At 46.9% G+C, this 23,731-nt stretch carries 20 protein-coding genes and 1 pseudogene; 14 read left to right on the top strand and 7 right to left on the bottom strand.

Going from position 1 to position 23,731, the window contains the following annotated elements; all coding sequences use genetic code 11:
* Positions 1 to 614: 614 nt before the first annotated feature.
* Positions 615 to 1,358 carry a DUF8451 domain-containing protein gene (locus tag CFREI_RS13130; protein WP_027011514.1) on the bottom strand — a complete coding sequence of 248 codons (744 nt, stop codon included), beginning with the start codon at positions 1,356 to 1,358 and terminating at the stop codon, positions 615 to 617.
* Positions 1,359 to 1,526: 168 nt separating this feature from the next.
* Between CFREI_RS13130 and CFREI_RS13125 the strand changes: the two genes are divergently transcribed.
* On the top strand, positions 1,527 to 2,120 hold the full coding sequence (locus tag CFREI_RS13125; protein WP_027011513.1) for a type IV toxin-antitoxin system AbiEi family antitoxin domain-containing protein: 594 nt from the start codon (positions 1,527 to 1,529) through the stop codon (positions 2,118 to 2,120).
* Here the strand turns inward: CFREI_RS13125 and CFREI_RS13120 are convergent.
* Positions 2,092 to 2,589: an NUDIX hydrolase gene (locus CFREI_RS13120; RefSeq protein WP_051255745.1), complete on the bottom strand. Its 498-nt coding sequence runs from the start codon at positions 2,587 to 2,589 to the stop codon at positions 2,092 to 2,094. The two genes, CFREI_RS13125 and CFREI_RS13120, sit on opposite strands and share 29 nt — an antisense overlap.
* 6 nt (positions 2,590 to 2,595) lie before the next feature.
* On the bottom strand, positions 2,596 to 3,120 hold the full coding sequence (locus CFREI_RS13115) for an SdpI family protein (RefSeq protein WP_035111258.1): 525 nt from the start codon (positions 3,118 to 3,120) through the stop codon (positions 2,596 to 2,598).
* Positions 3,121 to 3,268: 148 nt separating this feature from the next.
* Here CFREI_RS13115 and CFREI_RS13110 point away from each other — a divergent pair, with 148 nt between their 5' ends.
* The 8 genes from CFREI_RS13110 (at position 3,269) to CFREI_RS13075 (ending at position 11,998) form a co-directional block, all read left to right on the top strand.
* The gene (locus CFREI_RS13110) at positions 3,269 to 4,519 is read left to right on the top strand and encodes a dicarboxylate/amino acid:cation symporter (protein ID WP_035111254.1); all 1,251 of its coding nucleotides are present in this window, start codon (positions 3,269 to 3,271) and stop codon (positions 4,517 to 4,519) included.
* A gap of 145 nt (positions 4,520 to 4,664) precedes the next feature.
* Positions 4,665 to 7,520 (top strand): leucine--tRNA ligase, encoded by a 2,856-nt coding sequence (gene leuS, locus CFREI_RS13105; protein ID WP_027011512.1) that lies wholly within the window; start codon positions 4,665 to 4,667, stop codon positions 7,518 to 7,520.
* Between the two features lie 294 nt (positions 7,521 to 7,814).
* Positions 7,815 to 9,098 carry a DUF418 domain-containing protein gene (locus CFREI_RS13100; protein ID WP_051255744.1) on the top strand — a complete coding sequence of 428 codons (1,284 nt, stop codon included), beginning with the start codon at positions 7,815 to 7,817 and terminating at the stop codon, positions 9,096 to 9,098.
* Positions 9,099 to 9,285: 187 nt separating this feature from the next.
* Entirely contained in the window at positions 9,286 to 9,657 is a 372-nt protein-coding gene (locus CFREI_RS13095; RefSeq protein WP_027011511.1) for a CD225/dispanin family protein, read from the top strand.
* 298 nt (positions 9,658 to 9,955) lie between these two features.
* Positions 9,956 to 10,426 (top strand): CD225/dispanin family protein, encoded by a 471-nt coding sequence (locus CFREI_RS13090; protein WP_051255743.1) that lies wholly within the window; start codon positions 9,956 to 9,958, stop codon positions 10,424 to 10,426.
* Between the two features lie 177 nt (positions 10,427 to 10,603).
* Positions 10,604 to 10,915 carry a CD225/dispanin family protein gene (locus tag CFREI_RS13085; protein ID WP_051255742.1) on the top strand — a complete coding sequence of 104 codons (312 nt, stop codon included), beginning with the start codon at positions 10,604 to 10,606 and terminating at the stop codon, positions 10,913 to 10,915.
* A 25-nt stretch (positions 10,916 to 10,940) separates the two neighbouring features.
* The gene (locus tag CFREI_RS13080) at positions 10,941 to 11,375 is read left to right on the top strand and encodes a DUF2752 domain-containing protein (RefSeq protein ID WP_240483171.1); all 435 of its coding nucleotides are present in this window, start codon (positions 10,941 to 10,943) and stop codon (positions 11,373 to 11,375) included.
* A gap of 38 nt (positions 11,376 to 11,413) precedes the next feature.
* A complete protein-coding gene (locus tag CFREI_RS13075; protein WP_169719119.1) occupies positions 11,414 to 11,998 on the top strand; it encodes a VanZ family protein in 585 nt (194 codons plus the stop codon).
* A 172-nt stretch (positions 11,999 to 12,170) separates the two neighbouring features.
* Here the strand turns inward: CFREI_RS13075 and CFREI_RS13070 are convergent, their stop codons facing one another.
* Entirely contained in the window at positions 12,171 to 12,986 is an 816-nt protein-coding gene (locus tag CFREI_RS13070; protein ID WP_027011509.1) for an Fpg/Nei family DNA glycosylase, read from the bottom strand.
* 122 nt (positions 12,987 to 13,108) lie between these two features.
* Between CFREI_RS13070 and CFREI_RS13065 the strand changes: the two genes are divergently transcribed.
* The 4 genes and pseudogenes from CFREI_RS13065 to CFREI_RS13050 all read left to right on the top strand — a co-directional run bounded on the left by CFREI_RS13065 (position 13,109) and on the right by CFREI_RS13050 (position 20,749).
* Entirely contained in the window at positions 13,109 to 14,605 is a 1,497-nt protein-coding gene (locus CFREI_RS13065; protein ID WP_027011508.1) for a DUF1846 domain-containing protein, read from the top strand.
* Between the two features lie 424 nt (positions 14,606 to 15,029).
* Positions 15,030 to 16,540: pseudogene (locus CFREI_RS13060) on the top strand (DUF3375 domain-containing protein).
* Complete coding sequence (locus tag CFREI_RS13055) at positions 16,537 to 17,178, top strand: DUF4194 domain-containing protein (protein ID WP_051255738.1); 642 nt, start codon at positions 16,537 to 16,539, stop codon at positions 17,176 to 17,178. The pseudogene CFREI_RS13060 and the gene CFREI_RS13055 overlap by 4 nt, the downstream one beginning before the upstream one ends.
* On the top strand, positions 17,171 to 20,749 hold the full coding sequence (locus tag CFREI_RS13050) for an ATP-binding protein (protein WP_051255737.1): 3,579 nt from the start codon (positions 17,171 to 17,173) through the stop codon (positions 20,747 to 20,749). The genes CFREI_RS13055 and CFREI_RS13050 overlap by 8 nt, the downstream gene beginning before the upstream one ends.
* Before the next feature lie 43 nt (positions 20,750 to 20,792).
* Here CFREI_RS13050 and CFREI_RS13045 read toward each other — a convergent pair whose 3' ends face one another.
* The 3 genes from CFREI_RS13045 to CFREI_RS13035 all read right to left on the bottom strand — a co-directional run bounded on the left by CFREI_RS13045 (position 20,793) and on the right by CFREI_RS13035 (position 22,720).
* Positions 20,793 to 21,326 (bottom strand): hypothetical protein, encoded by a 534-nt coding sequence (locus CFREI_RS13045; RefSeq protein ID WP_035111248.1) that lies wholly within the window; start codon positions 21,324 to 21,326, stop codon positions 20,793 to 20,795.
* Positions 21,327 to 21,341: 15 nt separating this feature from the next.
* Positions 21,342 to 21,863, bottom strand: coding sequence for a CbrC family protein (locus CFREI_RS13040; RefSeq protein WP_035111245.1), 522 nt, complete (start codon positions 21,861 to 21,863; stop codon positions 21,342 to 21,344).
* A gap of 80 nt (positions 21,864 to 21,943) precedes the next feature.
* Complete coding sequence (locus tag CFREI_RS13035) at positions 21,944 to 22,720, bottom strand: siderophore-interacting protein (protein ID WP_169719117.1); 777 nt, start codon at positions 22,718 to 22,720, stop codon at positions 21,944 to 21,946.
* A gap of 128 nt (positions 22,721 to 22,848) precedes the next feature.
* Here CFREI_RS13035 and trhO point away from each other — a divergent pair, with 128 nt between their 5' ends.
* Positions 22,849 to 23,730, top strand: coding sequence for an oxygen-dependent tRNA uridine(34) hydroxylase TrhO (trhO, locus tag CFREI_RS13030; protein WP_027011505.1), 882 nt, complete (start codon positions 22,849 to 22,851; stop codon positions 23,728 to 23,730).
* Position 23,731: the final 1 nt, after the last annotated feature.

The following is a 23,731-nucleotide window of genomic DNA, read 5'->3' as shown; positions in this document are numbered from 1 at the left end:
TTAGCGTGAGGTGGCTCTCAATAGCAACTCCTATCTTTTGTGGGGAATTGCTAAGTACGAAGCCAATGTTTCACGTGAAACATTCAGTTTCCGAACCTTTGATACTGAATGCTTTTTACCCTCAGGACGATACTTTCGGAAGGGGTGCAGCTCCTTTATAAAAGACCGTATGCAGATAATTATTTGCATATAATTTAAAAGCTTAATTTAGGTATGGCATTTAGTATAAAGTACAATGACGGCAAATTAACTGCAGTTGAAATACTTATAGCGTGTCTTTTGCACTTCAATTACCATGAGTTGGTTGTGTAAAATAAGAATTTGTTTTGAAGGAGTGGGCGAAAGAAAAAATCCGCTATGTTGTTAGAGTGCTGTGCATGTGTGAAAGATTGTAGCTCGGAAAATTGTGAGCCTATAAGCCTTCAACTGCGACTTTGTAGTGTTTCACGTGAAACGTAAGGAAATTTAGGCTGAGGTGGGCAGTGATCCGAAGCCGAATAAACACTACTTTAATTTTTCGGTAACAAAAATATTCGAAACCAACTTTTAATGTCTAGTCCCTAGAATTATTGCTACCTCCGTATCTATAATGTGCTACAAGTGCTATTTTGGCTTTATCGGTCAATAATTATGCGAGCCCGTTGTCGTTCTTGGATAATTTGAGGTTTAGCGATTTCCGCAAGGGAAAGTTCCCGTGCCAGAGTGCAGGGCTTCATTAGCTCGAAGGAAAACTGCATTTTTTGCAGCAACGATTCGACTGTCCTATTTCTGTGGTGTGCAATCGGATTAAAAGTGCCAGGGTAATGAATTTCTAACCTGTTCGGATATAGTTCGATCTGTACCGTGCTGTTATGAGATTGTGGGGCGTAGCTTCGAGTAATAAGGGCTTGGAGCACCAGCTGTCTAGTGATCTTCAAAAGCTTGTTGCGCCGTTTTCCTTCGTAGCTTTTTTGATTCTCTGATGCTGGGAGGAATTGTGCGATTTCTCGCGGCGCGGCCTCGGTAATGTTCTGGATTGTTCCATTTAGCCTTCGAGATGCTAGGAATTTTTTTCCGTCTAAGCCTCTATCGCCGAAATGCAATGTAGGGAGTACTACTATTGTGGCTGATAATTCTGGAAAGAAACGTTGCGGTTCCGAGCCAAGTGTGAGCAATCCAGCGAGCGTAGGGTAGATATTTTCCCCTTTCTGGGTCAATGCGCCGATACGTTGTAAGATTTTCAAGTTGTTCAAGTGAGTTGTGGAATTCTCTGTATCATTCGCTATTCTTTGAACAAGAAATTCAGTCGAATGATGATCAAGATCGGCGGGTGCTGCTTTGACTACGGGTTCCGTATCATATTGTGGTTGTGTCACCATTATTGTGCAGCCGCCTTTTCCCTAAAAACTATAAGTCTTATAGGAATACCGTACACATTTCACCACTAAGTCGTAAGGTGTAGCAGTAAGAGCGAGAGTGCTATTGCCGTAAGTTACACTCGACTTTCAAAATTTGAGCATAAATTTAAAACTATGAGGGTTGATTGAATGTCTTCCGCTGAAGTGCTATCCAAGCTTATGAGGTCTAATTCTGGGATTATTTGTACGCGAGATGCCCTGGCCACGGGCGTTTCAGCGCCAACTTTTCTTACGTTTGTACGTAACCAGGGATTGGAACGGGTGGCGCATGGCGTTTATGCGGAACCGGGTGTGTGGATAGATGAACTTTGGGTTCTTCACCGTCGGGTAGAAAGAATTGTATTCTCACATCTCACAGCACTGTATTTGCATGGTATTAGGGAATATGAGCCGTCAAGTATCAATGTGACTGTACCCACCGGTTATAATGCCACTAATCTTAGGGGCGAGGGTTTTGAGGTATATTCCGTTAAAAAAGCGGCATTTGATTTAGGGAGAACTACAGTACGTACTCCGGAAGGCAATCAGGTTCCGGTTTATGATTTAGAGCGGACGATTTGTGATCTGGTACGTAGTCGTAGCCAAATGGAAAAACGTGAGTTAATTGAAGCTCTGGAACTTTATGTTCAGCGCCCCGACAAAGATCTCAACCAATTAGCGCGTTACGCAGAAGAGCTTCGCGTATGGCGGGTACTTAAGCCTTATTTGGAAATACTTCTATAGTAGTAGAGATTCCCCAGCCGGTTGGTTTGTCTTGTAATGCGTGATTGATTGTTTCAAGAAACCGTGTCTGCATTGGTGGTAGTTGATCGAGTGAAAACCACTTCACTTCAGAGTTTTCATCGTCTGCAACATGGGCTTCCCCTTTGACCGGAATGCAAAGAAATGCTGTGTCCATATAGCGCGCGTGATCACCATTAGAGTGAATGATCGGTCCAACAGCGCGAACCCAGAGAACTTTTACGATCTCTACTTTAACGCCTGTTTCTTCGAGGCATTCTCGGGTGGCAGCATCATTTGGTTGCTCGCCGGGCTCGCAAATTCCGGTAATCGGTGTCCACTGGTCGTTGTCCTTTCGGCGGACCAAAAGGATCTTGCCGTCTTGGATTACATAGGCGGAAACACCTGGTATCCAGAGTTCTGCATGGCCAATTTTTTCCCGTAATTGGAGGATAAATTCTGGGGTTGCCATAGGTATTTATTTATCAGAAGCAGCCGCAGCACGCCGGGTAGCATCAAGATCAACAGCTTGAAATGCCGCTCCCCCACCCTCACATGACCCTTGAAGTGAGCAAGAACCACAACCACCAGTCACGCCACAATCAGCTGCAGGATCGTTGGATTCTGAAGAACCAGAGGAACAACAACCATCACTACTAGCGGCGACTGATTGGGCGTCGATAAGCGCAACGGTGTGTGCTGCCATTCCCGCACCGATTCCAAGAAACGCAAGCCACGCTACAAACGCTAGTGCTACGAGAGCCCACATCCAGCCAGAAGCGGAAATCGCTAGAACAGCGCCAAGGAATAATGAAACACCAGCAAGAACCCAAAGTGGGCCAGCTATACGGTGAGCGGTATCCCAGAGTTCTTGAGTTTTACGTACTTCAGGAACACGAATGCCAATTACAGAATTACCAGGTAGCTTTTGTGCCCATGCTAATCCCCCAATAATGGCGGTAAAAACAGCAATAATGAGTAATGCTACAGCGAACACGATCATAAAAGTCAGCTTAGCCCGCTAACCTACAACGCTAGTACTTGGGCGTGCCTTGCGTAGCAGGAGATATTGCGGCTGGCTGCAGAGATAAGCGGGTGAAATCCACCTCAATAAGTTCTTAAGTGACAAGCCATGCAGTAACGTGACCGTCATGGAACTCAAAACGATGTCGCAGTCACTTCTTTTTCGCATCGCTGTGGCAATCATCCTGGGTATAGGATGCAGCTTCTTTTTCCCGGAAGGACTAGCGAGGGTATTTGTTACCTTCAATGGACTCTTTGGAAACTTCCTTGGCTTCTTTATCCCAGTGCTGATTTTTGCACTGATTACACCAGCGATCGCCGGCATTGGGAAAGGCGCCGGAAAATGGTTAGCAATTACAACTGGTGTTGCCTACACATCCACCATTTTTGCTGGCCTTATGGCATACGGTGCATCAATGGCCTTCTACCCAAGCTTGCTGGCTAATGAATCAGTTATGGAAGCCGAAGACATCGAAAAAGGTGCATTAGAGGGCTACTTCACTATTGAAATGCCACCGCCAATGGGCGTAATGACCGCACTCCTTCTAGCGTTCAGTATTGGCGTTGCCATGACGGCTGTAAAAAGCGAAACACTCTATGCAGGTCTACGTGATCTAGAGCGCGTTATTATGCGGGTGATTTCAAAGTTTGTAATCCCGCTCCTGCCATTATTTATCTTTGGTGTTTTCCTTTCCATGGGGATGAATGGCAGCCTACGAACCACCCTTGAGCAATTTGCAAAAGTACTAGTGTTAGCAATCGTTTTGACCATTGTGCTGCTGCTCATCCAGTTCTTTATTGCTGGAACAATTGCCGGTAGAAACCCATTTACAAGCCTGAAAAACATGATGCCTGCATACGCTACTGCATTGGGTACTTCCTCATCGGCGGCAACCATTCCAGTCACATATGCTTGTGTGAAAAAGAATGATGTAGCTCCGGGGGTTGCTGGTTTCGCCGTCCCACTTTGTGCAACAACACACCTTGCCGGCTCCATGCTTAAGATTGGACTTTTCGCATTTGCAATTGTCTATATGGAGGGCATTGATGTTTCGCCAGGTAAAGCCATTGGTTTTATTCTCATGTTGGGAATCACAATGGTTGCGGCACCAGGTGTTCCTGGTGGCGCTATTATGGCAGCTGTTGGGTTGCTTTCCTCGATGCTCGGTTTTACCGAGGATCAAGTAGCGCTTATGATTGCTGCATATATTGCCATTGACTCTTTTGGCACGGCGTGTAACGTTACCGGCGACGGTGCGATTTCCCTGGTAATAAATAAACTTGCAAAAGGCAATATTGAGCGTACAGCCCAAGAAGACGGGGATAATCGCCTGGAAATTATTGAAGAAGATGTAAAAGCTTCTGAAAAGGCCGAATAACTCAGAGTACTGTGGGTTAGTGCGTGCAATAACAACAGCTCCCCCGCCTAGGTCACCATAAAGGCAGCTATGGATCCTAGGTGGGGGTTGCTGTTTTTTGGGTGCAAGGTAAGTGGACAAGCGGTTACGGATTACACTGTTCTGCATGACCAAACCTAGTGATTCTCCTGCGTACCGTTATTCAGCCGAGCTGGCTGGCACAATTGAAAAGCACTGGCAGCAGTATTGGCGTGAAAATGGGACATTCCATGCGCCAAATCCGGTAGGTGCGCTAGCTGAATCGGGAGAATTGCCCAAGGAGAAACTATTTGTTCAAGATATGTTTCCGTTTCCGTCGGGTGCGGGCCTCCATGTTGGGCATCCACTAGGTTATATTGCTACCGATACATTTGCGCGTTTCCACCGTATGCTGGGGAAAAATGTATTACATACCTTGGGTTATGATGCCTTTGGTTTGCCTGCTGAGCAATATGCGATTCAGACAGGAACGCACCCGAGGGTAAAAACTCAAGAGTCAATTGACAATATGGAGCGTCAGCTTAACCGGCTGGGTTTAGGGCATGATAAACGGCGCGCTATAGCCACCACAGATACTGACTACTACCGTTGGACTCAGTGGATTTTTCTGCAGATTTTCAATTCATGGTTTGATCAAGAAATCCAAAAAGCCCGCCCGATTTCTGAGCTCCTGCCCCTTTTGGAATCCGGCGAACGTGCAATTCCTGCACATCTTGTAGAAGAGTTTGGTACGGCGGAGTTTACGAAGCTAACGAAAATTCAGCGGGCTAAGGTGGTGGACGCCTACCGGCTTGTATACCGCTCGCATTCAACTGTGAACTGGTGCCCAGGTTTGGGCACAGTATTGGCTAATGAAGAAGTTACTGCAGACGGTAAATCTGAGCGGGGTAACTTTCCGGTATTCCGGAAAAACCTTTCGCAATGGATGATGCGCATTACCGCATATGCAGACCGCCTCATCGATGATTTAGATGCCTTGGACTGGCCGGACAAGGTACGCTCTATGCAGCGCAATTGGATTGGTCGTTCTCGCGGCGCCGAGGTAGATTTCAAGGCTCAAGAGCACACACTTACAGTATTTACTACCAGGCCAGATACATTATTCGGAGCTACATATATGGTGCTCGCTCCCGAGCATAAGCTTGTTGACGCCCTGGTCGCTGGCGGGAGCGGCAGTTATGAGGGCGTGGATACGCGATGGACTTTTAATGCATCAAACCCTGCCGATGCAGTAGCGAAATATCGCGCAACAATTGCCGCGAAATCTGATTTGGAACGCCAAGAAAACAAAGAAAAAACCGGTGTGTTCCTCGGCGCATATGCAGTCAACCCGGTCAATGGGCAAGAAATCCCGGTCTTTATTGCAGACTATGTACTTACCGGGTACGGTACCGGCGCGATTATGGCTGTTCCTGCCCATGATGATCGCGACTATGAATTCGCCAAAGCATTCGGTTTGCCAATCCAAGAAGTAGTAGCTGGGGGCAATATTGAGGAAGCAGCCTTTACCGAATCAGGGGTAGCGGTACATTCTGCGAACGAGCAAGGGTTGGACGTTAATGGCCTGGCAAAAGATGCTGCCATTGCCACAACAATTAAATGGCTGGTTGAGCAAGGACTGGGGAAGGAAAAAATCCAGTACAAACTGCGTGACTGGCTTTTTGCTCGCCAGCGCTACTGGGGTGAACCTTTCCCAATTGTGTACGACGAAGATGGAATTGCACACCCCCTTCCTGCGTCAATGCTGCCTGTGGAACTTCCCGAGGTGGAAGACTACAAGCCAGTGTCCTTTGACCCTGATGATGCGGATTCTGAACCCCACCCACCGCTGGCAAAAGCGACCGAATGGGTCAATGTAGAACTTGACCTTGGTGATGGGCTCAAGCCCTACCGCAGGGACACAAATGTAATGCCGCAGTGGGCGGGATCGTCTTGGTACCAACTAAGGTATATCGACCCGGAAAACCACGCCGAGTTCTGCAATATTGAAAATGAGCGCTATTGGACAGGTCCCCGAAACCCCGAAGATTGCGGTGGTGTAGACCTTTACGTTGGTGGTGTGGAACACGCAGTTCTTCACTTGCTGTATGCACGATTCTGGCACAAGGTGCTTTATGACCTTGGCTATGTCACCTCGTACGAGCCATACCGAAAACTCTTTAATCAAGGCTATATCCAGGCATTTGCATATACAGATTCCCGGGGCGTATATGTACCAGCAGAAGAAGTGGAAGAAAAAGACGGGAAATTCTTCTATCAAGGTGAAGAAGTGACCCAAGAATACGGCAAGATGGGCAAATCGCTGAAGAATTCCGTTTCCCCGGATGAAATCTGCGATAACTATGGTGCCGATACCCTACGTGTGTATGAAATGGCGATGGGTCCCCTCGATGCCTCCCGCCCCTGGGCTACTAAAGACGTAGTAGGAGCTCAACGATTCCTTCAGCGACTGTGGCGGCTTGTGGTTAATGAAAACGACGGTGAAATCGTGCCTATCGACGCCCCACTCAACGACGAAGACAACAAAGCTCTACACCGCACTATTGCTGGCGTCCGCGAAGATTATGAAAACCTTCGCATGAATACCGTAGTGGCTAAGTTGATTGAATACGTCAATTACCTCACTAAGACCTATCCTGCAGGTGCCCCACGCGATGCAATCGAACCTCTGGTCCTAATGGTTGCTCCCGTAGCACCACATATTGCTGAAGAGCTTTGGTCACGGTTAGGACATTCGACAACGCTTACCTATGAAAATTTCCCTGTATTTGATGAATCCTGGCTGGTGGATGACCTCATTGAACTACCAGTACAGGTAAACGGCAAAGTACGTGGTCGAATACAAGTGGCTGTTGACGCAGACCAAGAAACTGTAATCAATACAGCTACCAATGATCCCCAAATTGCATCCCAAATCGAAGGAAAGACGGTCGTAAAACACATAGTTGTTCCCGGCCGGATGGTTAACCTCGTGGTGAAGTAATTCGGTAGTGAATAAGCCCTGCGCAGTCTATACAACAAGACAGTGCAGGGTCTTCGTCTATGAAGGCTAAAAACTTTCTGAATATCGAAATCCTTTAATTTTTATACAATAACACTTAAAATAAAAACTTGTAGGAGTGAAACAAAAGCTGCTCGTGGTGTTTGTTATCGTTTGCTTAAAAGGATGAGAAGTCGTATGTCGAGTTCGAAGGCCAGTATTTTAGCGGTACTTCGTACTTTAGCTTGATCGGGGAGGGATATTAGGGCGAGGTATAGAAAGGAAGTGAGCTTCCACGTGTCTTCGGAAGGAATATCGAGTTCATTTAATAAAGTCGAAGAAAATTGTCAATCTGTGCCAGGAAAAAGGATTCTCGCACCAGATTTAGCTCGGGGGTTCACATTGCTAGGTATTGCGGTCGCGAATGTCGTCGATTCTTGGTTGCCTCCTCCTGCAGTTGAAGGAAAAATAGTTAATCCGAATCTTGTTGAGGCGCCTGCGATCGATAAGTTTTTTGTGGTGTTTAATGCAGTATTCGTTCATATACGTGGGTTACCCATGTTTGCGACGTTGCTTGGTTATGGCATTGGATTGTTGACGTTGAGTTTGACCCGACGTGAGTATCCGATCAAAGCTGCTAAACGAGTATTGGTTCGAAGGTACGGCGTACTAGCACTTTTTGGATTGGTACATATGTTTTTCCTCTACTCAGGGGACATTATGTTTTTTTACGGGATCGCTGGGATGCTGCTTGCAGTTATGATCAGTTGGTCAGATAAAAGATTGTTAAAAATTGCTGCGATAGGTTTATGCATTTTTGCTTTCTTTATTTGTGTTTTTGCAGTGGGCTACTACATGTCACTGTTTGACTTGCCTAAGGGGGTTGAGTTTGGTGGGACTGCAGCAATTCCACAATCGTGGCTTGGTTATTTTTTGCAGGGGCCGACATTTCTACTATTCAACTTAACCAATCTGCCTTTTGAACTTATGTCCACAGGCATTTTAATAATTTTGGGTTTCCTTGCAGCTCGCAGGGGAATTTTGAGCCATCCAGAACGTCACAAGCGTTTGCTTACTTGGTTGGTAGTTGTTGCTGCAATCGTTGCACTAGTGGTTGGGACGCCTTTGGGATTAGTACGAATTGGGATGCTTCCTGAGGAGTGGGCGCCACTTCTTATGATTATGAATGGTAGTCTTGGTTTACTTACGGGGCCGGGGATTATTGCTGCAGTCGCCCTAGCTTCGATCTCTTTACAGCGACGACTAGATAGTGGTGAGGCTGATGGTCGTCCTTTTACGCTGCCAGTATTTATAGAAATGATCGTTGCGTTGGGTAGACGTTCGATGACTGGTTATGTCTTGCAATCTATGATTCTTTTGCCGTTAGTTGCTCCTTTTTTGCTTAATGTTTTGCAGTATCACGGAGTGGCTTTTTCAGATTTCGTAGGCTTGAGCGTCTGGTTGATTACACTTTGCGTAGCATATTTGCTTGAACACTGCGGGAAGAAAGGTCCGTTAGAAGCTCTCCACCGCAGACTCTCCTACGGTAAAGATGGACTGAGAAAAAAGTACATGGCTTAAGTTTGTGCGTACGTACTATTTCAAACGTCAGTATTATTTGCATAGATCTTTGACCAGCGCAATATTCCGTGACTAGAAACAATGAGCCTGTTGCACATTGATCCTTCGGACGTGAAGCTACTTCAAAAACTGCGACGAATCTATTATCGTGAGCAATGTTGTTTCATTTCGTTCTTGGGAGTTTCTAATGACAAATCCGTATAACCCTTACGATCCAAATGCACAGCAGCCCCAATTCAATCAAAATTTCGGGGCTGGCATGCCAGGTGGAATGCCCGGTAATGGCATGATGAAGCCTGAAAATTACCTTATCTTTACCATCCTTTCGACAATCATGTGCTGCTTGCCGCTTGGCGCGATTGGTATCTACTACTCACTGCAGGTGGATAAATGTTGGGAGCAGGGGCGAGTGGCGGATGCCGAGGCTGCGGGTAAGAAGGCGAAAAACTTTGCGATCGCAAGTTGTGTAAGCATTGTTATCTTCATGGTGATTTATTTTATTTTTATCGCCTTGGTGGGATTCGCGGGTGTAGCTTCAGAGACTGGCTCTAGCTACTAAACTGGAAAATTTTGCAAAACGAAGCTGCAGTAGAACAGATGCAGCTTCTTTTTGTATATTCACCCGCAGGTCGGGCTTAAAGCTCTTGGCGGTAACTATGTAAACACTTTAAAACGGGGGTAAAAATACCCCCGTTGTGATCTAGGTCATATTTGACTTTATGTAAATAAGCGTGGCGAATGGGGTGGGGTAAAAATCTGTGCGTAGGCTAAGGTACGTTGGCGTTATTGGGGGAGGTTGATATTGGCGTTTGGTAGCTTTGTGGGCGCCCACCCAAATTCAATTGTTGGAGTATGTAATGGCTCAACCAAATAATCCCTACGAACAACAGCGCGACTACAGGCAGTCTCATGGCGCATATGGTTATGGCTATGGTCAACAGGGGCAACCAGGAAACCCCTACAATCAAAATTCATATTTGCATATGGATGGGCAACAACAGTTTCTCCAGCAGCCCCCATACACGATGGGGTATCAGCAGGGAGTCCAAAAACCGGACAACCAGATGTTGTGGACGATATTGTCGGTGCTTTTTAGTGTTGGAGTATGTATGCCATTCGCCATTTTTGGAGCGATTGGAATGTACTTTTCCTCGCAGGTAGACAAACATTGGAGGATGGGGTTTGTTGATGAGGCGCAGCGTGCCTCTAGGCAGGCCAAGCGTTTTGCAATCATTGGTGTTTTACTCTCGATTGCGGTACCTGTACTCTATTTTGTCTGGATTTTTACGATGATAATCACTCAGGATTCTTCCTCAAACATCTATTAATTTTTTAGCTTTTCCCATTAAATAAAATTGGATTCCGAGCCTCAAAACTGCTAGAAACCCCTAATTAGGGGGTGTAATCTTTGCTGATTTGGGGTGGGATACTTGAGAGAGTTTAGTTCGGGTTGATATGGTCGAGACGTTTTTGTGTAAAACAATCGATTCGATAAGGGAGTTCATATGACGAACCCATTCGCTTCGGATGCGGCCGCTACTGGTGGCCAAAAGCCGGATAACTACCTAATTCTAACCATCCTGTCTACTATTTTCTGCTGTCTTCCAATTGGCGCATACTCGATCTACCTTTCCCTTCAGGTAGATAAGCTGTGGCAAGCTGGGCAATATGCTGATGCTGCTCAGGCATCTGAAAATGCTAAGAAGTTCGCTATTATCAGCGCCGTTGTCGGCATTATCGTAATGGTCTTGTACTGGGTACTCAGCATTTTCGTATTCGCAGGCAGCGCCGCAGTAGACACAATGGAAGTTGAGTAAGCCTTTTAGTATTAGGCTAAACACCATGAACACCCACACTTGTAATCATGAAATAGAAACTCATGAATCACCAGCTGCACCATTAGCAGTTGCAGCTGGTGCGGTGTGTGGGTGTTTTTTACTTACATTGGCAGACCCAACAACGCCAGGTGGGCCCACTCCCCTATGTCCTACAAAGTCAATTTTGGGGATTAACTGTCCTGGTTGTGGCAGTGCCCGTATGTTGTATTCAATTTGCCACTTAGATTTTCCTGCTGCAATCCATTACAACATCGTCGGTGTATTCGGATTGATTCTAGTGGCTTGGAGCTGGGTAGCTTGGTTTGCCCGAACCCTTGGGAAACGTATCCCGAAGTGGAATGATTGGAAGCATTCCTCTCTTGCGGTGGGGATTGTTATTACTGTTTGGTTCATTGTTCGATTAATTCCTTGGGAACCTTTTAGTCTGTTGCAAGTCTAGTCACTAGTTGTGCCAAGGTCGGGGGTACGATGGCTCGCATGGTGATTGCCAAACTTCGACTGTTAAATACATCATTTGTGCTGTATATCGTTGCGGTGTTAGCGCTTACGCTGGGAAAAACCTGGTTTACCATCGGTGGGTTATGGAAGACGGGGGCTCATGAAAAACAATCAATCAACTTAATTCCTTTTGAAGATTTTGTTACGGCCACCACTTGGTTTGCTCCGATTTTTAATTTGCTTGGAAACATTGCAATGTTTTTGCCGTTTGGCCTGATGTTGGGCTTAATGTTGCGGCTCCGGAAAACTCGAAGAAATGTAATTATCTTGGTGGCGTTGGCAGGTTTGGGTTTTAGCTTTTCGCTTGAAACTCTGCAGTACATCTTGAAAATTGGCTACTCAGACATGGGCGATCTTCTCTCAAATACTGCTGGGGCTGCAGCTGGCGCAAGGTTCGCGCTTGAGTTAGTGCGGAAAGCATCTCGATTGATTGCGCAACTAATGGTGTATTGCGTTGCGGTGGGCGCTGTGGTGATATTTGCTTTGTTGGGGATGGGGCCGGTATTGCTTGAAATCTTGCCAGAATGGCTTCATTTTGCGCCTAAATCTGGGAGATCGGGTTAAGGCTTAAAAAGCCAATATAAAATCCGGAAAAGGCAGTCAATTAGTTGCCCTCGATTCAAATTGCTTAATATGTTGCAAAGCTGTTATACGAGTGTGATTTTGGCCTATGAATTCTACTTAGGTTGCAGTTTTGAAACGCCGAATAGTGTGGTAGCTAATAAGCTACTGGGAACTATTCCCTGAGCTTTTGGCAGGAGGGACACCAGAATAGATTCCTACCTTCATAGACGGAATGTGAAATTGGTGTCTGACAAATAAAGCAAGGTTCGCCACTACGTCGATAAACATAAACTTCTCCACCGTGATCGTCTTTTCGAGGTTCGCGACCCATCGCTTCTGGTGTGTGCTGAGGGCGGACAGTGTCAATTCGCCCAGTACGTACCCCATCCTGCATAAGTAGAACGAGATCAGCCCAAAGTTCATCAAATTCTTTTGGCAGCAAGTCTCTGCCGGTACGTGTAGGTGAAATGCCGAGGCGAAATAGCGATTCTGCTCGGTAAATATTGCCCACACCAGCGAACAGCTTTTGGTCCATAAGTAGCGAACCGATAGAGCGTGATGAACGTTGCACTTTGTGCCATGTTGCGGTGTAGTCGGCGTCGATACGCAATGGATCAGCTCCAAGCTTTGAGGTAACTTGCGCCATTGCTTCGGGCGTAATTAAACGGCACCATTGAGGTCCGCGTAAGTCTGCGGCTACAGAATCGTTAGCAATACGCAGCCGGACCTGACCGACTGGCGGGGCTAGCGGTGAAAAACGCAAGGTGCCAATTAAGCCAAGATGAATATGGATAATGTGCTCAGGCTGTGGAGCGTCGAACAATATGAAAAGATGTTTGCCCCAAGCTTCAGCCTGGGCAATACGCGTTTGATCAAGGGAATCCGCAGCTGAAAAGCGGCCCTGAGGAGATGTGACCTGCACCGGAGCCCCTGCAAATGTAGTTTTAATTTCCGCGGCTAGGCGGTGAATAACGTGTCCTTCTGGCATGGTGTGTACATCCTAACGCAACGCCAAAATCCATAATGACCAGCACAGCAATTAAGTTGTGCACTTTGGAGACTAAGATATGTACGGTTAAGGAACCGCCATACATACGGAAGGCCAAAAACATGCTGCAAGCCATTGGGTTTGATCGCGAACGTTATATCGAAATGCAATCGCAGCACATTAACGAACGTCGCAGAGCAATCGGAGGCAAACTTTACTTAGAAATGGGTGGCAAGCTTTTTGATGATATGCATGCTTCCCGAGTTCTCCCAGGGTTCACTCCAGATAATAAAATAGCAATGCTGGAACGCATTAAAGACGATCTAGAAATCGTTGTGTGCATTAATGCCAAGGATCTGCAGCGCAAAAAAGTACGGGCAGACCTTGGCATTCCTTATGAAGAAGACGTATTGCGCCTTGTTGACGCGTTCCGCGAAGGTGGGTTTTTGGTCGAACACATCGTGCTTACTCAACTAGAACCCGAAAACCAGGCTGCTTTTGACTTTAAAGACCGACTGCAACGCCTAGGGCTTAAAGTTGCTTGCCACAGAACAATTGCGGGATATCCAACAGATATCAGGCGCATTGTGTCCGAAGAAGGCTTTGGGAGAAATGACTATGTGGAAACAACACGTGACCTTGTTGTAGTAACAGCCCCAGGCCCCGGCTCCGGGAAACTGGCCACCTGTCTTTCTCAGGTGTATCACGAACACCAGCGTGGAGTATCGGCAGGGTATGCCAAATTTGAGACCTTCCCAATTTGGAATCTTGCAATTGAGCACCCTGTGAATTTGGCCTATGAAGCCGCAACCGTGGATCTGGATGATATTAACCTGATTGACCCCTTCCACCTTGCGACCTACGACAAACAGGTAACAAGTTATAACCGTGATGTTGAGGTATTTCCGCTCTTAAAAGCACTCCTACTGCAGATTTCTGGGGAATCGCCCTATGAATCACCAACAGATATGGGCGTGAATATGGCTGGTTACTGCATCTCTGATGATGAAGTATGCCGCGCTGCAGCCGAACAAGAAATCATTCGCCGCTACTACCATGCCTTGGTGGAAGAGCGGCGGTCTGAAACAGATGACACCACCCTTTCAGACCGCGTGGCCATGATTATGAGCAAAGCAGGTATCGACGCCGCGAACCGCAATGTAGTTGCTCCCGCCTTGGCGCTAGCCCAAGAAACTGGTGATCCTGCCGCAGCGATGGAATTACCGGATGGCACGATTATTACTGGCAAGACAACAGAGCTTTTGGGCTGCTCTGCCGCAGTTGTACTCAATGCCTTAAAGCACTTGGCTGGGATTGATCATGGTGTGGATTTGCTCTCCCCCGCTTCCATTGAGCCGATCCAAACACTAAAAACTGAACATCTCGGATCTAGAAATCCAAGATTACACACAGATGAGGTACTTATCGCACTTTCTGTGTCAGCAGCAACTGATGAAAACGCGCGGAAAGCGCTTGATAAATTACAGGGATTGCGTGGCTGTGATGGGCACACTACAACAATCCTGGGCTCTGTAGATGAAAGTATCTTCCGTAACCTGGGAGTTTTGGTAACTTCCGAGCCTGAATATCAGAAGAAATCGTTATATCGTAAACGTTAGTGACGTTTCATCGACAGTTCGCTGAGAATTTTTTATGTAAATTCAGAAAAAAGATAAAGAATATCTTTTAAATTTGCTGGGTTGAAGTACTGCAATTCAGGGTTGAGTGTCCCAAAAGCCGTAGAAATTAGGCTTTTGTTCACTTGGCCCTGTTTTCTTATCGAAGATATTTGCTATCGATTGTGTGGAGTTTGTTTTGTACTTTCATTAACTATGGCTGTTTCTGTGAAGTACCCGCTTCCGCGTGTTTTTGAAGGCGATTTTGTCTTTGGGGGTGAAGGCTATTCTGTGCCCTGGCCTGGCAAGTTCGCTAACCACTACCCCCATTATTTGTGGTCGTTGTTACCTTGAAAGGGGTTCTTCTGTGTTAGCACTAAAAAGAATGTCAGAGTAGCGGGAGAAAAGACTTCGAAAGGAGGGTGTCGTGGTGGTGCGCGATCCCGTAGCTGAAGCACTTGCTTTGCAGGCTGCAACTACTCAAAAGGCTTCGTGGTCATTGTTGCGTTCGCCGCTAGCCCCAGTGATTGCCTCGGTACTAGGGGCCGTATATTCCGGAGATCGTCGTAGCATAACTGGTATCGAACTCATTGATGAATTAGATACTTTGCTTATGGAAATGCGGGAAGCCGGATTTAAGCTTCCTAAAACTACAGCCGAATATGTGAATGAATGGGTGCGCGCTGGTTATTTAATTCGTCATAGTCCAAGGGATTCAATTGATGAGTTTTACCAGCTTTCGGCGGCTGCGCATTGTGCAATGAATTATCTTTTTGAAGTTCAAAGTCCACCACGAACCGCCACTCGTTCGAGGCTGAATACGGTAATTCAGCAACTCGAAAATTTAGCTTCTGATACTGATGCTGATGAAACTAGGGTACTTGCAGGAATTGATGATCAGATCGAAGCACTTGAGCGTAGAAAAGAAATTATTCAGGATCGTGGTGTTGACGTAATTTCAGAATCGGAAGCTCGCGAGCGCGCCGAAAATATTTTGCAACTGGCTGCAGAAATACCGGGCGATTTTGCGAGGGTGCTCAGTGAGACTGAAGAGCTTGATCAGCAACTGCGAGAACAAATCCTGTTAAAAGAGATTTCAGCAGGTGATGTACTGGAGAATATTTTCCGCGGTGTTGATTTGATTCAAAATTCCGAGGCTTTTATGAACTTTTGTTCGATAGGGAAACATCTGCGATGTTGCAAACCACAATGGACGTAATTTTAGAGCGCCCATTTGTTGCTGCACTGACGCCTGACCAACGTTCTCAGCTGCGTTGGCTTATTCGGAATTTAGAAGATCATGCTGGTGATGTCTATGTTGCGGTGAATAGTCTTTCACGTTCACTCCGCCGGTTTGTGCAATCGCGTGACGCGGAATCACAGCAGGCGCTTGCCACCGCTATCGCAGGTGCTCAGGCTAAAGCATGGAAACTTAGCAATAGTCTCGATTGGAACACTCCAGCGAATGTTGATATCGAGTTGACCACTCGAGAGTTTTCTTCGGTGGGAGTTTGGGTCTTAGATGATCCTACTGACTACCGTATTGAAGGCGGGATGGAAGTCGCGCAACAACGTGAAACTGATTTGCTGGAGTTGTTCCAGCGTGTCCGTGAATCTGAGATCGACTGGGGCGATTTGGAATCGTCGTTAAAGCTTGTTCTGTTAGACCACCCCCGAGCCAGTATTGCGGAGATTTTTGAGTTACGGCCACCCACGCAAGGACTAGCTAGTGTTGTGGGCATATTAAAGCTTGCTTTGCAGTATGCAGAACGTGGTGAAGGAACTGAAGAAGTAACCTGGACTACCTCATATGGAAATCGGAAACTTGCGCGTTTACCGAGATATGAATTTACGGAAGCTCCCGATTTTGGTAATGCCAGCTTGAGCTTGGATCGATTGGTGCCATGGACTAGGGCGACCACAAAGGAGCACTCATGACGGAAAGCAAAGAACGTTCCACAACCCTGCGTGAGGGAGATAATGGCACGTTAACCGCAATGCAACGACAGGCGTTTGCTGCGTTGCTACAAGGGCCGTATGTATCGGCAGAACAAACACCAGAGCTTTTTCGAACGATCTCTGCAAACCGAGAGCTGCTTGCCCAACAACTCGATAATCTATTCCTTTCGTTGCATGTCGATGATTCTGCTGGGGTCGCTTATGCCAAAACATGGGATGTAGATGTTGAAGGAAAAACCACCTTAATGCGGCGTACACCCCTAACATTGCTGGAAAGTGCGATCCTATTGCATCTTCGATACGCGCTCGTAATGACAAGCCCGAGTGAGCGTGCAGTAGTCGGAGAAGAAGAGGTATTTGAGGCAATGCTTCCGTACCAGGAAGTTTCCGAAACTGAAGAAGCTGCATTGCGCGAAAAGTTTGATGCTGCGTGGGGCAAACTCATTGAAAACTCCATTATTCGCCCAGCTTCTACCGCGGGTCGTTTCGAGATTTCTCCTGTACTGCGATTGATTTTCAAAGGCGAAGAAATATCAGCGCTCACCGAGAGCTATAACCGATTAATCGGCGAAAATAGCGTGACCTTGAACGAAAACTCTGAGGACGACGATGAATAGTGACGTCAACGGACAATTCCGATTAGCACAAATTCAGCTTTATAACTGGGGCACTTTCCATGGTTTGCACACCGTTGATATTGCGCGTGCAGGTCACCTGATTACCGGTGCTTCTGGCTCAGGTAAGTCAACGCTTATCGACGCCGTGTCAGTGGTTTTGGTGCCACCGGTTACGGTTCGTTTCAATGCTGCGGCCCAGGACTCTGGAACACGTTCGGGCCGTAACCTTATTACTTATTGCCGTGGTGCGTGGCGTCGAGAACACTCCAGTGAATTTGATGAGCTTACCCAGTCTTATCTCCGTACTGGCCCTCAATGGTCGGGTGTGGCCCTTACCTACAATGACGGAAAAGGCAAGGTTGTCACTGCTATTCGTTTGATGTTCTTAAGCGCGCAATGCCATCACCCGAGTGATATTGTCAACCTTTTTTTGCTTTTTCCACGTGCTGCAGATCTTTCCGAATGCGAAAAAATTGCCAAAGACGAGCTCAATCTACGCCAAGCTAAGCACACTTGGCCCGAATTACTCGTTGTACAGCGCAACCATGCGCCCTTTATGAATGCTCTGCGAAAAGAACTTGGCATTGCAGACCAAGGCGCACTTACATTGCTGCACAGAACACAATCAGCAAAATCCCTTGGGGACCTTAATGCCCTTATGCGGGACTTTATGCTCCCCGAACCACCTACGCTCCAGACAGCTGCCGCAGCGGTTGAAGGTTTTACAGAACTTAATGCTGCATACCAGGCAGTGCAAAACTCTCGGCTACAAATCAAAGCACTCTCCCCTATTCGGAAGGCAAACGAACGAATAGCTGAGACCCGCAAAGAGCTTGAACTCACCAGTGCGGATCGGGATCATCTAGAGCGCTTTATCACCGGGCACCGTCTCACCGAGGCTGAGAAGAAAATGCTGGAAGTGCGGGCGTGTGTAACCAGCGTTGAAGAAGAACTCACAGCCGCAAAACAGCGAGTTCAGCATTTCCAACATGAACGCGATCAAGTACGTGATCTGATCCAAGGCCGTGAAGGATTAGGTCTTGTAAATGCACGCCACGACCACGAACGCGCACAAGCCAGGCTAATAGCCACACAAAAAGAGCGCGACGCGTTTGAGGCAAATGCAGAAGTACTCGACGCGACAGTTCCTGAAACCCGTGAAGGGTTTATTGATATGCGCCTGCAAGTTCAAGAACTTTGCGAAGAACTTGAACAAAGTGCGAAGAAATACACTAACCGTAGGCAAGAACTCTATGGTGTGCACCGAGTAATCCAAGACCGGCTGCTTTCCCTACACAAGGAACTTTCAGCGGTGCGAGCTTACCAATCCGCAATGGATAGTGAGCTTTTAGCGGCACGGGATGATATTTGTACCACACTAGATTTGCAGCATAATGATCTTCCATTTATTGCAGAACTCATTCAAGTAGATCCTGAAGAGCATCGCTGGCAAGCAGTGGCTGAGCGGGTTATGCATGATTTTGCCCGCACAATGCTAGTGCCAGAAGAACATTACGCGGCTTTTACTGACGCAGTTGAAGAACAAAATCTAAAAACAAAACTAAACTATGTGCGGCTCACTGGGTCCGATGACCCTAGGAATCAAGCAGTATTCCGTGCTGGCACATTGGCGACAAAAATTCAGGTAGAGCCAGGAAGATTCCATAGTTGGATTCAACAGCAACTTGCTTTGAAATTTGACTACACCTGCGTAGACAATATGGAAGAATTCCGGCGGCAACGCCGAGCAGTAACTCATTGCGGGCACGTAAAACACAACACTCGGCAACATGAAAAAGACGACCGTGAATTGCTTACTGATCGCACACATTGGGTGCTGAGCACAAGTAACGACGATAAAATCGACGCACTTACGTCAGCGATTGCGGCCGCACAACAACGCCTTGCGAAAGCAGATGAAGATGCCGCAGTGTTTGAAGAAAACACGAACCGTGACTACGAATCGCTGCGTGCAGGTAGGCAGATCATTGCGGTTACGGATTTTTCCGCCATCGATATCGAGGCATGTAAGTTTGAAGTCAGCCGATGCCAAGCCCGGATAGACGAATTAGTAGACGCAGAAGTCGAGTTAAAAGAACTTAAACGACGATTTACTGTTGTGGAAGACGAACTCAAGCAGGCAATGGACAATGCCGAAGACTTAACAAGTCAGCGGGGTGGTTACCTGCAAGAATTCCGGCAATCGGAGAATCTTTGCCACGAACTTCAAACAATGGTTGAAGATTTTGGCGAGCTAGCACAAGAAATCAAAGAGCGCCTTAATGCCCGATTCCTAAACTTTACGAGGTCAATCCGGTCTGACAATATCCTCCAGGTAAAGGATCGTGTAAGTAAAGAGCTGAATAAACAGATCACGAAATGTAACCGCGAAATCCAACAACAAGAACGTCTTGCTATGGAAGCAATGCTTGGATTCCTCAGTCGTTGGCCGGAACGGTCTGGGGATCTTGTAGCGGAACAATCGTATCGAGGTGATTTTGCCGCACTATTGGCGCGCCTTGAAGAAGATGACCTGCCGAATTTTGAGGCTCGCTTCCGTGAAATGCTCAGGGATCAAACAAAGCAGAACCTAAACAAACTCCTTTACCAGATTCAAAGTGCTCCACGGGAGATTCGTGATGCGATGGAGTTGATCAACGAATCTTTATCGACAACCGAATTTGAACCTGGAGCACACCTGCAGATCGAAGCCCGCGAAGCACTACCAGCTGAAGCCCGAGATTTTGTGGCGAAACTGCGAGAAGTTGTCGATGGTGTTCTAAATGATGAAGATGCCTTGGATAGCGAAGAACGGTTCTTAAAACTCAAGGAAGTAATTGAACTACTTAAGATTTCGGATGAATCGCCAGAGCGGATTTATCGTTTGCGGCTGGATACCCGTAAACATGTAACTTTCCTGGGCGTCGAATTGAACCTGGATGGTTCCCGAGGCGCAGTTTATGACTCTGCAGAAGGTCTTTCAGGTGGTCAAGCGCAAAAGCTGGTGTTCTTCTGCCTGGCTGCCGCACTACGGTATCAATTGACTGGTGCGGGGTTAAGCGAAGCAAGAGCTCGTAGCTGCGTTGTTGGAGATTGTTCCAGGTATGGAACGGTGATCCTAGACGAAGCCTTTGACCGCGCTGACGCACGCTTTACCCGGCGAGCTATGGACGTGTTTACAAAGTTCGGCTTCCACATGGTGTTGGCTACACCGGAAAAAATGCTACAAACCGTACAGGATTACATTGGTGGCGTTACCGTGGTGACTTGTCCGGACCGCAAGAAATCCACAACAAGTCAATTCCTTATCCAAGATGCCGCGGAAGCTTTAGAAATGGACGCACCCAAAGAAGCACGAGTGGAGCCGCATTCGGAAAGTTCAAAGGAGCGATCCAAAAGCGAGTACAGCGAGCAAGAAAATATTGACGAGGAAATCCCAGCGCCGGAAGATCTTGAATCAGAATCCTCCGGTCAAAGTGAAACGAACGACGCTCACGAGCGCGGGAAAGAATCGAACGAAGATAAAGTAGCAGACCAGATTTCTGAAAAAGAACGTGTGCGAAGTGGGTAAATAGCTCGCGTAGTGTCACACCTAGCAGGTGGTTCCTAAACTTCTAGTTTGTGTGAACCACCTGTACTTTTTTCCAAGCATGTAAAGCTTCAGAAGCTTCTGGCAAAAGAGTTAATGTCTCTATAACCTCAGGTGTTAGTTTTGCAGTATTGATGTAGCCAGAGGGCATAAGCTGCTCCCATAACTCCAATCCTTCAGACTCAAGGAATTCTTCAGCAGCATCGTCCGACAATGATGCCAGTTCTGCGAGTAGTTCTTTATCGGCAACAATTTGAGCTTCCTCTGGTGAAATTGCAACAATCTGAAGGCTTTCGGCAAGGTATTGAAGCCAATCGATTACTCCGCAGTATGCAGTTGGGTCTGCGATGTCATTGTTAGCAAGGTTATTAATGAGTATTTTTGTGACGAAGGGCGCAGCTGGGGAAACGGTTTCTTGGTGCACAATCGCGCCATTAAGGTGGTACAGCGCGGCCTTAATGCTTTGTTTGTCACTACCTAATAATGCGGCTAAATATACGGGTGTGTCGGTGGCTCGGCCATACATGTGAAGTATGCGTTCCCACTGTGGTTTGTTCATTGTGTGTCTTTCTTGCTAGTCACAATCGGTATACACCATGTACTGATGGCATTGCGTGCACTGGAAAAGGTATGCCGTCAAGGAGGAATCGCCGCCAAGGAGGTGTTGCAGGTCTTTATCTACGCCTTCCTGATACAGAAGAGACGACAATCCGGGTATTTTCTGGACATCTTCCCAAGTTGGATTCCCTAGAAATATTCCAGCGTCATTGCAGTGGGTTAACCATATATTTTGTTGCCAGGTGGGAAAACCAGGAGTGCGAAGCGAAACTTCTTCTACAACTTCATGCGGTAGATCTGCTGTTACATCATTAAACTCTGCATCAAATAATGCTGCTGCACTACCATCGGCGATACACCAAGGGCAAAGATCACTGATTTCATCTACAGCATAAGGTTGTAAGGCGTAGACCCAGCCTCGTTGCTGTTTGCAACACGGACACATTGCAGATGGGTTTTCTTCAAATATTCCTTGCGCTGTTGGGTTTGGAAAGTATTTAAATGTGGGAAGCTCTGCTTGTTTTGCTAGATCAGGCATGTTCACTCCTTGAGTTCCGCCATGTTTACAGTAAATCTAATGTATTTCGTGGAGTGAACGGGACGTCGAAAATATGCTTTTTATGTTCGAGCAATTCCCTGCTTCCAATAACCGGAGAACATTATTTTTTGTTTAGGTACATTTTTTGCTACAAGTGCGCGGCGCATGCCGGTCGCTAGCGAAGATTCCCCACATAGCCAGGCGTATTCGAGTGTTGCTGGATCAAAAGGCAGTATTTTTATGTATTCCGAAATTGGAATATTACGGTTGAAAGAGGCCAGATTCGACTCAGGAAAATTCGGTTCTAATTCATTATTGGTACCTTGTAATAGAACGTGAGTTCGCGCCTTTTCTTTGTTTGGGAGAGACGCAACAATATTACGAAGCGCGGGAGCTGCGGTTGGGTCAGCCACATAGAGCTGAGGACCTTCATGTTGGTAATGGCATGAACCAATTAACCGAACGCCGGCTAGATCACCGACTTTTGTGGTTAATGCCCAGATGGAGCCAGGGCCAGAAGTGCCATGCGTGACTATATCGAGGTCAATCTTTGCCTGGTTTTTATGGTGTAGTCGCACGGTGTACCAACGGAGGTTTACTGGCATCCCTTTAATTGCGGAACGGATATTTAAGATTTCTGGATTAGGTAGTTCAAAGGTTTTGCCAGGTTTAGGCATGATAAGGCCAATGTATTCATCGGCGCCGTAGAAATCGATATTTTGGAAGAGCTCTGCTTCTAGAGTGATTCTGCGAAGTTGTGGGGCAAGTTGCTGGGTATCAGTCACTGTCACTTGGGTAAGTTCTTCGCGGGGTTCACGTTCCGGTAGGTCAATTCGGCGTGACATGGCAAGGGACATGCCTTTGATAGTTGCTTTGTATAGTTTGTTTTTTAATGTCATAAGGCGAGGTTAGCCTAACTTTCATAGCGGGGAAGGGATATCCACTCGCTGATAGAGACAGAAAAACAAGGGGCTACACTATGACTATGGTCCAGAGCAAGATTCTCCTCTATTACAAATTTCAACCTATTTCGGATCCGTTTGCTGTGATGCTATGGCAGCGTGATCTGTGTGAATCTTTGGGATTAAAGGGCCGAATTCTGGTTTCGGAGCATGGTATTAATGGCACAGTAGGTGGGGAAATTACTGCTTGTAAGCGGTATGTTCGGAAAACAAAAGAATACTTCAAAGGAATAGAGTTTAAGTGGTCTGAAGGGGGTGCAGAGGATTTTTCAAAGCTCTCCGTAAAAGTTCGCGATGAGATCGTTGCTTTTGGGGCTCCAGGGGAATTAAAAGTTGATGAAGATGGAGTAATTGGTGGCGGAGTACATTTAAAGCCCGCGGAGGTAAATCAGCTGGTAGCTGAACGTGGTGATGAGGTGGTGTTTTTTGATGGCCGAAACGCTATGGAAGCCCAGATTGGCAAGTTTAAGGGCGCAATTGTGCCAGATGTGCGCACAACGCATGATTTTATTCCAGAGATTGAGTCCGGCAAGTACGACCACTTAAAAGATAAGCCAGTGATTACATACTGTACGGGAGGAATCCGCTGTGAGATTCTATCCGCATTGATGATTAATCGCGGCTTTAAAGAGGTATATCAAATCGATGGCGGCATTGTGCGCTACGGAGAGAAATTTGGCAATAAGGGCCTGTGGGAGGGCTCCTTGTATGTGTTTGATCGCCGAATGCATATGGAATTTGGTGACGACGCCGCGCAGCTTGGCCACTGTGTGCAGTGCAATGCCCCCACGAATACTTTTGTGAATTGTGATAATGGCGCTTGCCGGAAACAAGTACTTATGTGTGAGACTTGTGCGGCTTCGATAGAGGATGCGAATTGCGGCAGCGAAGCCTGCCAAGCATAGA

It is taken from the genome of Corynebacterium freiburgense (genome assembly GCF_030408815.1).
In the GTDB taxonomy this organism is placed as follows: Bacteria; Actinomycetota; Actinomycetes; order Mycobacteriales; family Mycobacteriaceae; genus Corynebacterium; species Corynebacterium freiburgense.
Note: the sequence above shows the minus strand (reverse complement) of the source record. Positions and strands in the feature narration are given on the sequence as shown.